This is a genomic window from Streptomyces sp. NPDC097107 (genome assembly GCF_044762405.1).
GTDB classification, from domain to species: domain Bacteria; phylum Actinomycetota; class Actinomycetes; order Streptomycetales; family Streptomycetaceae; genus Streptomyces; species Streptomyces thinghirensis.
Map to the genome: position 1 here is coordinate 123978 of NZ_JBIWEF010000001.1, position 13382 is coordinate 137359.

General features: G+C 71.9%; 13 protein-coding genes. 7 read left to right on the plus strand and 6 right to left on the minus strand.

All coding sequences use genetic code 11. The features are described from left to right. Positions 1 to 63 precede the first annotated feature (63 nt). From araD to ACIQ1J_RS00650, 6 genes are all read right to left on the minus strand, one after another. Entirely contained in the window at positions 64 to 1812 is a 1749-nt protein-coding gene (gene araD / locus ACIQ1J_RS00625; RefSeq protein ID WP_403552875.1) for an L-arabinonate dehydratase, read from the minus strand. Beyond that, a complete protein-coding gene (locus ACIQ1J_RS00630; protein WP_403552877.1) occupies positions 1809 to 2717 on the minus strand; it encodes a dihydrodipicolinate synthase family protein in 909 nt (302 codons plus the stop codon). Before ACIQ1J_RS00630 ends, araD begins: the two co-directional genes overlap by 4 nt. Next, complete coding sequence (locus ACIQ1J_RS00635) at positions 2714 to 3382, minus strand: GntR family transcriptional regulator (protein WP_210963280.1); 669 nt, start codon at positions 3380 to 3382, stop codon at positions 2714 to 2716. Before ACIQ1J_RS00635 ends, ACIQ1J_RS00630 begins: the two co-directional genes overlap by 4 nt. A gap of 191 nt (positions 3383 to 3573) precedes the next feature. Continuing rightward, a complete protein-coding gene (locus ACIQ1J_RS00640) occupies positions 3574 to 4176 on the minus strand; it encodes a TIGR03086 family metal-binding protein (protein WP_403552879.1) in 603 nt (200 codons plus the stop codon). Between the two features lie 274 nt (positions 4177 to 4450). After that, positions 4451 to 5617 (minus strand): hypothetical protein, encoded by a 1167-nt coding sequence (locus ACIQ1J_RS00645; RefSeq protein ID WP_403552881.1) that lies wholly within the window; start codon positions 5615 to 5617, stop codon positions 4451 to 4453. Next, positions 5614 to 6585 carry a 5-dehydro-4-deoxyglucarate dehydratase gene (locus ACIQ1J_RS00650; protein ID WP_403552883.1) on the minus strand — a complete coding sequence of 324 codons (972 nt, stop codon included), beginning with the start codon at positions 6583 to 6585 and terminating at the stop codon, positions 5614 to 5616. Before ACIQ1J_RS00650 ends, ACIQ1J_RS00645 begins: the two co-directional genes overlap by 4 nt. A 243-nt stretch (positions 6586 to 6828) precedes the next feature. Between ACIQ1J_RS00650 and ACIQ1J_RS00655 the strand changes: the two genes are divergently transcribed. From ACIQ1J_RS00655 to ACIQ1J_RS00685, 7 genes are all read left to right on the plus strand, one after another. Further along, positions 6829 to 7638 carry an NAD-dependent epimerase/dehydratase family protein gene (locus ACIQ1J_RS00655; protein ID WP_403552885.1) on the plus strand — a complete coding sequence of 270 codons (810 nt, stop codon included), beginning with the start codon at positions 6829 to 6831 and terminating at the stop codon, positions 7636 to 7638. A gap of 271 nt (positions 7639 to 7909) precedes the next feature. Continuing rightward, positions 7910 to 8680: a DeoR/GlpR family DNA-binding transcription regulator gene (locus ACIQ1J_RS00660; protein WP_403553774.1), complete on the plus strand. Its 771-nt coding sequence runs from the start codon at positions 7910 to 7912 to the stop codon at positions 8678 to 8680. Positions 8681 to 8779: 99 nt separating this feature from the next. Next, positions 8780 to 10150, plus strand: coding sequence for an ABC transporter substrate-binding protein (locus tag ACIQ1J_RS00665; protein ID WP_403552887.1), 1371 nt, complete (start codon positions 8780 to 8782; stop codon positions 10148 to 10150). Then, the gene (locus ACIQ1J_RS00670; protein WP_210963274.1) at positions 10147 to 11091 is read left to right on the plus strand and encodes a carbohydrate ABC transporter permease; all 945 of its coding nucleotides are present in this window, start codon (positions 10147 to 10149) and stop codon (positions 11089 to 11091) included. The genes ACIQ1J_RS00665 and ACIQ1J_RS00670 overlap by 4 nt, the downstream gene beginning before the upstream one ends. Then, positions 11088 to 11972, plus strand: coding sequence for a carbohydrate ABC transporter permease (locus ACIQ1J_RS00675; RefSeq protein ID WP_403552890.1), 885 nt, complete (start codon positions 11088 to 11090; stop codon positions 11970 to 11972). The genes ACIQ1J_RS00670 and ACIQ1J_RS00675 overlap by 4 nt, the downstream gene beginning before the upstream one ends. Beyond that, positions 11969 to 12958 carry a zinc-dependent alcohol dehydrogenase family protein gene (locus ACIQ1J_RS00680; RefSeq protein ID WP_403552892.1) on the plus strand — a complete coding sequence of 330 codons (990 nt, stop codon included), beginning with the start codon at positions 11969 to 11971 and terminating at the stop codon, positions 12956 to 12958. Before ACIQ1J_RS00675 ends, ACIQ1J_RS00680 begins: the two co-directional genes overlap by 4 nt. Positions 12959 to 13106: 148 nt before the next feature. After that, positions 13107 to 13340: a hypothetical protein gene (locus tag ACIQ1J_RS00685; protein ID WP_403552894.1), complete on the plus strand. Its 234-nt coding sequence runs from the start codon at positions 13107 to 13109 to the stop codon at positions 13338 to 13340. The last annotated feature ends 42 nt before the right edge of the window (positions 13341 to 13382 follow it).

A 13382-nucleotide genomic window follows, 5' to 3' on the forward strand; every position in this document is an offset into this window, starting at 1 on the left:
GCTCGGGTCGTGCGGGAAGCGCTTTCTCCACGGGCAGGGGGGTGCGCGGTTCTGGCGTGCGGTTCAGCCGGCGTACGGGTCCTGCACCTTGCCCGGGCGGGCCAGGAACTCGAAGTCGCAGCCGGTGTCGGCCTGGGTGATCTGTTCGCTGTAGAGCGCGCCGTAGCCCCGCTCGTAGCGGGCGGGCGGTGGTGTCCACGCGGCCCTGCGGCGCTCCAGCTCCTCGTCCTCCACGTGGAGCCGCAGGGAGCGGGCCGCGACATCGAGGGTGATCGGGTCGCCGGTGCGCACCAGGGCGAGCGGACCGCCGACGTACGACTCGGGGGCCACGTGCAGGACGCACGCGCCGTAGCTGGTGCCGCTCATCCGGGCGTCGGAGATCCGGACCATGTCCCGCACGCCCTGTTTGAGCAGGTGGTCGGGGATGGGCAGCATCCCGTACTCGGGCATGCCCGGACCGCCCTTGGGGCCGGCGCCCCGCAGCACGAGCACGCTGTCGGCGGTGATGTTCAGCGACGGGTCGTTGATGGTGCGCTGCATGGTCCGGTAGTCGTCGAAGACGACCGCGGGGCCGGTGTGCTTGAGCAGGTGCGGCTCGGCGGAGATGTGCTTGATGACGGCGCCGTCGGGGCAGAGGTTGCCGCGCAGGACGGCGACCCCGCCCTCGGCCGCGACGGGGTTGTCGCGGGGGCGGATCACGTCTTCGTGGTGGACACGGGCGCCATCGAGCTGTTCGCGCATCGTGTCGTGCGCGACGGTGGGCCGGTCCAGGTGGAGCAGGTCCGGGATGCGGGAGAGGAAGCCGGGCAGGCCGCCGGCGAAGTGGAAGTCCTCCATCAGGTACGTCTGTCCGCCGGGGCGGACGTTGGCCAGCACCGGGACGGTGCGGGCGATGCGGTCGAAGTCGTCGAGGGTGAGGGTGACTCCCGCGCGGCCCGCCATGGCGATCAGGTGGATCACGGCGTTGGTGGAGCCGCCGAGGCCGAGGACCGTGGTGACGGCGTCCTCGAAGGCGTCGGCCGTGAGGATGTCGCTCAGCTTGCGGTCCCGGTGCACCAGTTCGACGACGCGCAGTCCGGCCGCCGCCGCCATCCGGTCGTGTCCGGAGTCGACGGCCGGGATGCTGGAGGCGCCCGGGACCGTGACGCCGAGGGCCTCGGCGGCGGCGGTCAGCGTGGACGCCGTACCCATCGTCATGCAGTGGCCGGGCGAGCGTGCCAGGCCGCTCTCCAGCTCCTGCATCTCGCAGTCGCCGATGAGGCCGGCCCGCTTGTCGTCCCAGTACTTCCACATGTCGGTGCCGGAGCCGAGGGTCTCGCCGCGCCAGTGTCCGGGGAGCATGGGCCCGGCGGGCACGAAGACGGCGGGCAGGTCGACGCTGGCGGCGCCCATGAGCAGCGCGGGCGTGGACTTGTCGCAGCCGCCCATCAGCACGGCGCCGTCGACCGGGTAGGAGCGCAGCAGTTCCTCGGTCTCCATCGCGAGCAGGTTGCGGTAGAGCATCGGGGTCGGCTTCTGGAAGGTCTCGCTGAGCGTGGAGACCGGGAATTCGAGGGGGAAGCCGCCCGCCTGCCAGACACCCCGCTTGACCGCCTGGGCACGGTCGCGCAGATGGACGTGGCAGGGGTTGATGTCGGACCAGGTGTTGAGGATCGCGATGACCGGCTTGCCGAGGTGCTCCTCGGGGAGGTAGCCGAGCTGGCGGGTGCGGGCGCGGTGGCTGAAGGAACGCAGGCCGTCCGTGCCGTACCACTGGTGGCTGCGGAGATCCTCGGGGCGCTTGCGGCCGGTCTCGCCCGGTGTGCCTGTCATATCGACCACCCAGCGGCGATGGCGGCGACCTCGGCGCGCTCGCTCTCGGGCAGCGGCTTGCTCGGCGGGCGGACCTCCCTGTGGCACAGGCCGAGGGAGGCGAGGGCCTCCTTGACCACGGTGACGTTGTTGGCGGAGCCGTTGGCGGCGCGCAGTTCCTCGAAGCGGCGGATCTGCTCCCAGACCTTCATCGCCGTCGCGTAGTCACCGGACCGAAGCGCTTCGATCATGTTCAGCGAGACGGCCGGGGCGACGTTCACCAGGCCCGAGGTGAAGCCGGTGGCGCCCGCGGAGAAGTACGAGGGCGCGTACGGCTCGGCCAGCCCCGCGACCCACACGAAGCGGTCGAGGCCGGCGTCGCGGGCGAAGGCGGCGAACCTGGCGGCGTCCGGGACCGCGTACTTCACGCCGATGACGTTGGGGCAGGCGTCGGCGAGTTCGGCGAGCCGGGCGCCGGTGAGCTGGGGGTTGCGGATGTAGGGGACGACGCCCAGCGCGGGCACGGCCTCGGCGATGGCGCGGTGGTAGTCGACCCAGCCGCCCTGGGAGACGTAGGGGTGGACGGGCTGGTGGACCATCACCATCGAGGCGCCCAGGTCGCGGGCGTGCCGCGCGGAGGCGACCGCGGTCGGCACGTCGTGGCCGACGCCGACCAGGATCTCCGCGCGGTCGCCGGCCTCCTCGACCGTCAGCTCGGTGACGAGGCGGCGCTCGGCCGGGGTGAGGGCGTAGAACTCGCCGGTGTTGCCGTTCGGGGTGAGGGTCGTGATGCCACCGTCGAGAAGACGACGCAGCAGGGACCGGTAGGTGGCGGGGTCGACGGTGCCGTCCTCGGCGAACGGGGTCACCGGGATCGCCACCACGTCGGCCAGGGCCGTCCGCTGGGTCTCGAACGTCGCTGTCATGCCTGACCGTCCTCTTCCTGGGCCGCCGTCCCCGCCTCGGGGAAGGCCCGCTCGACGAACGACGCGATGTGCGCGTGCAGGGCGCGGGCGGCGCCGTCCGCGTCACCGGCGAGGGCGAGGCGCAGGATCTCCTGGTGCTCGCCGGCCTCCCGCTCCCAGGAGGGGTCGGCGGCCCAGGCGACGGCGGAGACGAGGGCCGCCTGGTCGCGGACCTCGTCGAGCATCCGGCCGAGCAGCGGGTTGCCGCACGGCACGTACAGGGCGCGGTGGAACTCCCGGTTGGCGAGGGACCGTTCGGCCGTGTCCGTGGCCTGGTCGGCCTGGGTCAGCGCATCGCGGGCGGCGTCCAGGGAGGCCCCTCGGCGCACGGCGCGCTTGAGGGCCTCGGGCTCCAGGAGCAGCCGGACGTCGTAGACCTCGCGCGCCATGTCCGCGTCCACCATGCGAACGGTGACGCCCTTGTACTGGCTGTTCACGACCAGTCCGGTGCCGGCCAGCGTCTTGAGCGCCTCGCGCACCGGTGTCTTGGACACCCCGAACTGTGCGGCGAGGTCGGTCTCGACCAGGGCCTGGCCGGGCGTCAGCCGGCCGGTGAGGATGCGGCGTTTGATCTCCTCCAGCACGTACTGCGTGCGGGAGGGGATCGGCGTGGGCACAGAGGTCATGCGCGCCTCTCGGAATCTCGCGTCGGATGCGCGGGCCGGATGCCGCGTGCCGGATCCGGTGGGATCCCTCGCGTATCTGATCTCGCGTATCGCGTCTCATATATGACGTACGGAGTACGACGCGTTGACGGTAAGAGGGACGCGCGGCCACGTCAATGCTTCTGACAGAAGAAGTTGAGGTTGCGGTGCTGTCACTGGGCGGGCCGCGTCCAGCCCGGGTCGCGTCCGCTCAGTCCCACCGCCCGGTCCAGCAGCGGGGCGTCGTCGGGGACGGGGACGACGGGGCCGAACATGCCGGCGTCCCGGTCGGGCTCCTCGGCGGACGCGGCGAGCAGGCCGTACGCCACCTGGAGAGCCGCCGGGTCGGGCTCGTACTCCTGGCCGGTCGCGCGGGCCAGGTCCCAGCCGTGGATCACCAGCTCGTCGGCGACCACGGCACCGGCGACCTCGCCCGGCAGGTCAACGCCGCCGGCCCGGGTCATGCCGCTCCAGGCCTGCGGTGCGCGCCACGCCTCGGCCAGCTCACCGAGCACCTTCGGCAGCTCCTCCCGCCAGCCGGGCCCGATGTCCGGCACGGTCGCCTCGGGGCTGGTGTCGGTGGTGGCGCCCAGGTCCTTGCGCGCGGCGTCGCGGAAGGCGATGGACAGGCCGGTCAGATGGCCGAGCAGGTTGCGGACCGCCATGTCCGGGCAGGGTGTCGGGTCCGCGAGCCGGGCGTCGTCCACGCCTTCGGCGAGGCGTGCCAGGACCCTGGCCTGCGGGCCGAGGTCGAGGGTGGTGGTGTCGTGGGTCATCGGTTGCTCCTCGGGACGCGTGGCCTGCTTTGTCGGAAGGCAGACCGGTCACGCCCGCGAAACTCATCGGCCGCCGGGCCCGCTTCCGGGGCATCTGCCCGATGCCGGCCCGGCATGACTCGGCCGGGGACCCGGTCTGCGTCCGCCACCGGCCCTGAGTCGGCCACCGGCCCCGTCAGCGCATGAGATGCCCGGATCCCACCGCGCTCACCCCACCTCGCCTCGCCTCACCTGGGCGCACTGACCACCCCTCGGCACCCTCACCGCACCGCACTCACCGCTCCGCAAGCCCCGACCGCACCGCCTCCAGGTCACCGTCCGACGCCAGCCCGGCGTGGTAGAGCCGCAGTTCCGTCGCGCCGAGCTCACGGGCGCGTGCCGCGTCCTCGGCGAGCGCGTCCGGTCTGCCGCCCATGCCGGAGACCACGGTGAGGTTGGCGGCGAGCACGGCCCCGGCGCGGTCCTGCTCGGCGAACGGCGTCAGCAGGCCCGCGCCGCCCGTGCAGGGCACGACCACGCCGTCCGCGACGGACAGGATGTGCGCGGGGTCGACGCCGGCGTTGGCGCCGCAGTGGTACGAGACGGGATCGGCGTGCAGCAGGACCCGGAAGCCGCCGGGCGCGGCGTCGCGTACGGCCGCGACCGCCGCCTCCTGGAGCGTGCGGGCGGTCTCGTCCCGCCACGCGCGTGTGGCGTTCGCCGGCGCCTCGCCGAGCAGCTTCTCCACGCCGGCCCAGCCCCCGTCCGACGGCGCCGCTCCCCGCCACACCGGTTCGAGCGCGGCGCGTACGGCGGCGGCCAGTCCGTCGGGGTCGAGGCCCTGCCCGCCGTAGCCCGCCCGGCAGTCCGGGCAGAAGCACAGCGACATCAGGTACTGCCCGGCGTCCCCGAGGCCGACTCCGCCGGTCTTGTCGTGGGCGTGCAGGTGGGCGAGCCCGTACCAGCCGAGGGACTCCAGCTCCGTGCCGCGCGCCCCTGGCCGCACCGCCGCCTCGGCGGCCAGGCCGGTGAGGTACGCGCGCGTGGCGGGCTGCGCGATGCAGGGCGCCCATGGGTAGCGGTCGCCGTAGGCGTTGACGACGGACGTATGCGGACGCTCGGCGCCGAGACGGGAGTTGTGGGCGAGGACGACCCAGGTGTGCACGTCCAGGCCCGCGTCCGCGAGGGCGGCGGCGGCCTCGCCCCAGGCGTCGCCGGGCGCCCAGTCACCGGCCTCGTACGGGCGCAGGTCCCGTCCCTCCCAGCGGGCGTCCGGCGGGTAGAGGACTGCGGCGTACTCGGCGGTGACGACGCGGTGGCGCGGGTGGCGGGGGGTGAGGGCGCGGGTGGAGTGGTAGGCGGCGGCGAGCGTCACCTGCTCGACGCCGGTCCCGGCGATGAGATCCGGCGCCGCCGGGTCCCCGTTGACGTCCCAGGGGTAGACGAACGCCGACGCCCTCACTTGGGGCCCTCCCCGTCCAGCAGCGCGTGACCCCGCTCGATCACCTGGGCGAGTTGCTTCAGATGGTCCTCGGTCGGCTCCTGCAACGGCGGGCGCACCTCCCCCACGTCCAGCCCGCGCAGCCGTACGCCCGCCTTGACCAGGGCGACCGCGTACCCGCGGCCCTGTGCGCGCAGTTCGACGAACGGCCGGTAGAAGCCGTCCAGCAGACGGTGCGCAACGGCGTCGTCGCCCGAGCGGAGCGCCCGGTGGAAGGCGAGGGCGATCTCGGGGGCGAAGCAGAACACGGCGGACGAGTAGAGGGTGACGCCGAGCGCGCGGTAGGCGAGCTGCGTCTGTTCGGCGGTCGGCAGCCCGTTGAAGTAGAGGAAGCCGTCGTCTCCGGGCCCCTCCCCGCCGCCGGACGCCTCGGTGCGCACGGCGCTGACGACCCGCTGCATGAGGTCGAGGTCGCCGAGCCCGTCCTTGAGGCCCACGATTCCGTCCGTGCGGGCGAGTTCGACCACGCTCTCCGGTGTGAACACGGCGTTGTCGCGCTGGTAGACGATCACCGGCAGGGAGGTCGCGGCGGCCACCTCCCGGTAGTGCCGCAGCAGCCCCTCCTGCCCGGCGATCACCAGGTACGGCGGCATGGCGAGCAGCCCGTCGGCCCCGGCCTCCTCGGCGAGGCGGGCGTAGCGCACGGCGAGGGCGGTGCCGTAGCCCGCGCCGGCCAGGACGGGCACCCGGCCCTCGGTCTCCTCGACGGCCGCCCGGACGCAGGCCTGGAACTCCTCCGGGGTGAGCGCGTGGAACTCGCCGGTGCCGCAGCAGGCGAACACGGCGGCGGCTCCGGCCTCGATCCCGCGGCGCACGTGCGTGCGGTAGACGTCGAGGTCGACCTCGCCACCGGGGCCGTAGGCCGTGACGGGGAAGAACAGCGGACCGCTGGGGGTGGTGAGCCGGGCGGCGAGAGGGGCTGAGGTCACGGGCGCTCCCCATTCCATAGGTAAGGTCTGCGTCATACGCATGCGTCATACTCGTGATCTGCGTCCACATTTCTGAACGCGACCACGCTAAGCCGCCCCGCGAACACCGTCAAGCAGGCCGCCTCTTGACGGGTCACCACCGGTTCTTTAGCGTGTCCACGCATATGAACGCCAGGCGCCCATACGCACAGCTGCGCACGACTGGCGATTCAGGAGACCACAGGAGACCTAGGAGTCCCGAGGATGCCCGCTCCCCGCACCGTTCTGCTCACCGGCGCCGCCGGCGGCCTCGGCACCCTGATGCGAGACCTGCTCCCCGATCACGGCTACGAGCTGCGCCTGCTCGACCTGCGCCCGATCGAGGGCGAGCCGGACGCCGTGGTCGCCGACCTCGCCGACCGGGCGGCCGCGCGCGAGGCGGTTCGGGGCGTCGACGCGATCATCCACCTCGCGGGCATCTCCCTGGAAGCCCCGTTCGAGAAGATCCTGAAGGCCAACATCGAGGGGACGTACAACCTCTACGAGGCCGCCCGCGAGGAAGGCATCGGACGTATCGTCTTCGCCTCCTCCAACCACGCCGTCGGCTACACCCCGCGCCCCCAGGGCGACGACCCCCTCATCCCGGTCGACACCCCGCGCCGCCCGGACACCTTCTACGGCCTCTCCAAGTCCTTCGGTGAGGACCTCGCCCAGTTCTACTGGGACAAGCACGGCATGGAGACCGTCTCCGTCCGCATCGGCTCCTGCTTCCCCGAGCCGACCAGCGTGCGCATGCTCTCGGTGTGGATGAGCCCAGCCGACGGCGCCCGCCTCTTCCACGCCGCCCTGACCGCGGAGAACGTCGGGCACACCGTCGTCCACGGCTCCTCCGCCAACACCCGCCTGTGGTGGGACCTGACCTCCGCGCGGGCGCTCGGTTACGAACCGCGGGACGACTCCGAGCCGTACGCCGAGAAGCTCGTCGCCGAGCAGGGCGACCTCGACCCGGACAACCCGGCGCACGCCCGCCTCGGCGGCCACTTCGTGACCGACCCCCCGATCTGGCCGTACTGACCGGAACCGATCGATCACGAGGCGGGCGGGCACCGAACGGGCCCGCCCGCCTCCGCATACGGGCATCCGCACTGCCCGTTCTCACGCCCCGTCCCGCCGCGTGCCAGGTCCGCGACGGGCACCCGGCGACCGGAACGGGCACAAGCGGGCAGTATCGGGTCCGCAACAGGCATGGTCAGTGCCGCACGGCCGCTGTAGAAACTTCCCCATGGCCCCCACGGGCCCGAACGGGCAAGGACACGGCGACGAGGCGGTGAGGCAGGTGTTCGGCATGGACACGAGGACGGCGGAGGAACGCCGGCACGAGATCGTGCGGCTCGCCCGCACCACCGGCTCGGTCGACGTCACCGCGCTCGCGGCCGACCTGGGCGTGGCCAAGGAGACCGTACGACGGGACCTGCGCGCCCTGGAGGACCACGGCCTGGTCCGCCGCACCCACGGAGGCGCCTGTCCCGTGGAGAGCGCCGGGTTCGAGACCACGCTCGCCTTCCGCGCCACCAGCCACGTGCCCGAGAAGCGCCGGGTCGCCGCCGCGGCGGCCGAACTGCTCGGCGACGCGGAGACCGTCTTCGTCGACGAGGGCTTCACCCCCCGGCTCATCGCCGAGGCCCTGCGCAGGGACCGGCCGCTGACCGTGGTCACCGCGTCCCTGCCGGTGGCCGGCGCGCTCGCCGAGGCCGGTGACACCTCCGTCCTGCTGCTCGGCGGCCGGGTCCGCTCGGGCACGCTCGCCACCGTCGACCACTGGACGACGAAGATGCTGGCCGGCTTCGTCATCGACCTGGCGTACATCGGCGCCAACGGCATCTCCCGCGAGCACGGCCTCACCACCCCCGACCCGGCGGTCAGCGAGGTCAAGACCCAGGCGATCCGCGCCGCCCGCCGCACCGTCTTCGCGGGCACGCACACCAAGTTCGGGGCGGTCAGCTTCTGCCGGTTCGCGGAGGTCGGCGCCCTGGAGGCCATCGTCACCAGCACACTGCTCCCCACGGCCGAGGCCCACCGCTACTCGCTGCTCGGGCCGCAGGTCATCCGCGTCTGAGAAGCCGACTCCCTCCCCGCAAGCCCCGACTCCCACCCCTGGAGGGCAGGCACACGCCCTCCTATGCCCCATACCTCCCCATATGTTCAGGAGCGATCCATGCGAACCCAGAGCCGACGGAGGCCGCGAGCCACGCTCGCCATGGCCGCCGCAGGGACGCTGCTCGCCCCGCTGCTCTCCGGCTGCTGGGTCGGGGCGGGCGGCGCCGGATCCGGCGGCAGCGCCATCAACGTCCTGATGGTCAACAACCCGCAGATGGCCGAGCTGCAGAAACTCACCGCCGACCACTTCACCGAAGAGACCGGCATCAAGGTGAACTTCACCGTCCTGCCGGAGAACGACGTCCGCGACAAGATCAGTCAGGACTTCGCCAACCAGGCCGGCCAGTACGACGTCGCCACCCTCTCCAACTACGAGATACCGATCTACGCCCGCAACGAGTGGCTGCGACCGATGGACTCCTACGTGGCCGAGGACCCGGCGTACGACGAGAAGGACATCCTGGGGCCGATGCGCGAGTCCCTCAGCGGCGACGACGGCAAGCTCTACGGCCAGCCCTTCTACGGCGAGTCGTCCTTCCTGATGTACCGCAAGGACGTGTTCGAAAAAGAGGGCCTGACGATGCCCGAGCACCCCACCTGGACCCAGGTGGCCGAGCTGGCCGCCGAACTCGACGGGGCCGAGCCGGACATGAAGGGCATCTGCCTGCGCGGCCTGCCCGGCTGGGGCGAGCTGATGGCACCCCTGACGACGGTCGTGAACACCTCCGGCGGCACCTGGTTCGACCAGGACTGGCAGGCGCGGCTGGACTCCCCCGAGTGGGAGAAGGCGACCGAGTTCTACGTCGGCCTCGTCCGCGAGCACGGCCAGTCCGGCGCCGCCCAGTCCGGTTTCGCCGAGTGCCTGAACAACATGACCCAGGGCAACGTCGCCATGTGGTACGACGCCACCTCCGCCGCCGGATCGCTGGAGTCGGCGAACTCCCCCGTCAAGGGCAAGATGGGCTACGCGCCCGCCCCCGTGGAGAAGACCGAGTCCTCCGGCTGGCTCTACACCTGGGCCTGGGGCATCCAGGATGCCTCCCGCAACGCCGACAAGGCGTGGAAGTTCGTCTCCTGGGCGTCCAGCAAGGAGTACGAGCAGCTGGTCGGCGACGAGATCGGCTGGTCGAACGTCCCGGCCGGCAAGCGCGCCTCGACGTACGAGAACCCGGACTACGCCAAGGAGGCCGCCGCCTTCCAGGAGATGACCCGGGAGGCCATCGAGGGCGCCAAGCCGAACGACCCCGGAGTGCAGCCGCGCCCCGCACCCGGGATCCAGTTCGTCGGCATCCCCGAGTTCACCGACCTCGGCACCAAGGTCTCCCAGGAGATCAGCGCGGCCATCGCCGGACGCCAGTCCGTCGAGCAGGCCCTGAAGAAGTCCCAGCAGCTCGCCGAGAAGATCTCCGAGGAGTACGAGGGACGATGACCGCCACGACAACGGCCCCCTCGGCCGCACCCGACCACGCACGACCCACCGTCCGCCCGCCGTCCTCCCGACTGCGGGCCTGGGCCACCCGGGCCCCCCTCCTCCCCGCCCTGATCTTCATGATCGTGGTCACCCAGCTGCCCTTCGTGGCAACCCTGGTGATCTCCTTCTTCGACTGGAACTCCCTCTACCCGGACGCCCGCACCTTCACCGGCTTCGGCAACTACGGCGACGTCCTCGGCGACCCGGACCTGCGCCGGTCGGTGTGGACGACGATCCTGCTGACGGTGGCGGTGGTCCTGGCCAGCCTGGTCCTCGGCCTGGCACTCGCCCTGCTGCTGGACCGCCGGTTCAAGGGCCGGGGCGTGGTCCGCACCCTCTTGATCGCCCCGTTCCTGGTGGTCCCGGTGGCGGCCGCCCTGCTCTGGAAGCACGTCCTCTACAACCCCGAATACGGCCTGCTCAACGGCCTGTTGCACTACGTCGGCGGCCCGCAGCCGGACTGGATCTCGAACACCCCGCTGCTCGCGGTCGAGGCCTCACTGGTGTGGCAGTGGACGCCCTTCATGATGCTCATCCTGCTGGCCGGGCTGCAGAGCCGGGACCAGCAGCAGATCGAGGCCGCCCGGGTGGACGGCGCGAGCGACTGGCAGATCTTCGTCCACCTCACCCTCCCGCACCTGCGCCGCTACCTGGAACTCGGCGCCCTGCTCGGCTCGATCTACATCGTCCAGAACTTCGACGCCGTCTTCACGATCACATCCGGCGGCCTGGGCACGGCCAACCTGCCCTACACCGTCTACCAGAGCTTCTACCAGGCCCACGAGAACGGCCTCGCCTCGGCCGCGGGCGTCCTGGTCGTCATCGGCTCGATCATCATCGCCACCTTCGCGCTGCGTGTGGTGTCGTCCCTGTTCCGCGAGGAGGTCGGCCGCGCATGAGCGCCACCGCCGTACGACCCGCCGCCACCGGCACCACCGGCACCAAGCCCGTACGAGCCCGCCGAAAGGCGGGTGCGGGTCTGGGCCTGGTGGCCTGGCTGGCCGGGATCGTCTTCTTCCTGCCGATCGCCTGGATGGCGCTCACCTCCTTCCACTCGGAGGAGGACGCGGCCACCAACCCACCGTCCTTCGCGGCGTCCCTCACCCTGGACGGCTACCGGGAGTTCTTCGGCGCGGGCGGCGGCGCCAGCCCCTGGCCCGCGCTGATCAACTCGGCCGTGGCATCGGTCGCCTCCACCCTCCTCGTCCTGCTCCTGGCCCTGCCCGCCGCGTACGCCCTCTCCATCCGTCCGGTGAAGAAGTGGACGGACGTCCTGTTCTTCTTCCTCTCCACCAAGATGCTGCCGGTGGTGGCCGGCCTGCTGCCGATCTACCTGTTCGCCAAGAACACGGACATGCTGGACAACATCTGGCTGCTGGTCATCCTCTACACCTCCATGAACCTGCCGATCGCGGTCTGGATGATGCAGTCCTTCCTGGCCGAGGTCCCGGTCGCGATCATCGAGGCGGCCCGGGTGGACGGCGCGAATCTGCCGACGATCCTGGCGAGGATCGTCGCCCCGATCGCCCTCCCCGGGATCGCCGCGACCTCGCTCATCTGCTTCATCTTCAGCTGGAACGAACTGCTCTTCGCCCGGGTGCTGACGGGCGTGGTCGCCGAGACCGCACCCGTCTTCCTGACCGGCTTCATCACCAGCCAGGGCCTCTTCCTGGCCAAGGTGTGCGCCGCGTCGCTCGTCATCTCCCTGCCGGTGCTCGCCGCGGGGTTCGCCGCCCAGGACAAACTGGTCCAGGGCCTGTCGTTGGGAGCCGTGAAATGAAGGCCGCCGTCATCGAGTCCGTGGGCCGTGCCGTCGTCACCGAGGTCCCCGACCCGACGCCAGGGCCGCGCGAGGTCGTCGTGGAGGTCGCCGCCTGCGGCCTGTGCGGCACCGACCTGCACATCCTCCAGGGCGAGTTCGCGCCCAAGCTCCCCATCGTGCCGGGCCACGAGTTCGCCGGCGAGGTGGTCGGCGTCGGCGCCCAGGTCACGGAGGTGTCCGTCGGCGACCGGGTCGCGGTGGACCCGTCCCTCTACTGCTACGAGTGCCGCTACTGCCGCACCGGCCACAACAACCTGTGCGAACGCTGGGCGGCCATCGGCGTGACGACGGCGGGCGGCGCGGCGAAGTACGCGGTGGCCCCCGTGGCCAACTGCGTGAAGCTCCCCGAGCACGTCCGCACCCAGGACGCGGCCCTGATCGAACCGCTCTCCTGCGCGGTCCGCGGCTACGACGTCCTCCAGTCCCGCCTCGGCGCCCACGTCCTGATCTACGGTTCCGGCACGATGGGCCTGATGATGCTGGAGCTGGCCAAGCGCACCGGCGCGGCCAGCGTCGACATGGTCGACCTCAACCCGGCCCGCCTGGAGACGGCCCGCGGCCTCGGCGTCTCGGCCTCGGCCGCGACCCCGGACGAACTGGACCGCCCCCAGGGCTGGGACCTCGTCATCGACGCCACGGGCAACGCGGCGGCCATCCAGGACGGTCTGGACCGGGTCGCCAAGGCGGGCACCTTCCTCCAGTTCGGCGTGGCCGACTACGCGACGCGGGTGCAGATCGACCCGTACCGCGTCTACAACCAGGAGATCACCATCACCGGCTCGATGGCGGTCCTGCACAGCTACGAACGCGCGGCGGAACTGTTCGCGAACGGCGTCCTCGACCCGGACGTCTTCATCAGCGACCGCATCCCGCTGGACCGCTACCCGGAGGCACTGGAGCAGTTCGCGGCGGGGGCGGGCAGGAAGATCGTGGTCGTGCCGTGAAGGTATAGCCCGTCCGGCGTTCGGGGACGAGACCGTCCGGGCCGAGCGCGGGGGTCTGGGGGCGCAGCCCCCAGGGACGGGAACGGGAGGGGGCGGCGGGGCCGAAAACCCCTGGGCGCGCCGCCCCCACCCCACCTGCGATCCCCGCATGCCCAGACCCCACGGCTTCGCCTACACCGCCACCGGCAACGGCACCGGCAACGGCACCGTCCGCATCACCCACCACCACAACCACGCAACCGCCCTGAACGGCTCCCGCGCCGCCCGCTTCCTCGAAGAGATCACGGCAGGCGACCCCCGACTGGTGATGGCCCGCTGGACCGGCAACTACAAACACGGCAACGAACGCACCGCCCGCAACCACCCCCGAAACCGCCGCTGAGCGCCCCCCCACCAGCTCCTGACCCGATTGGCCCCCGGGTAA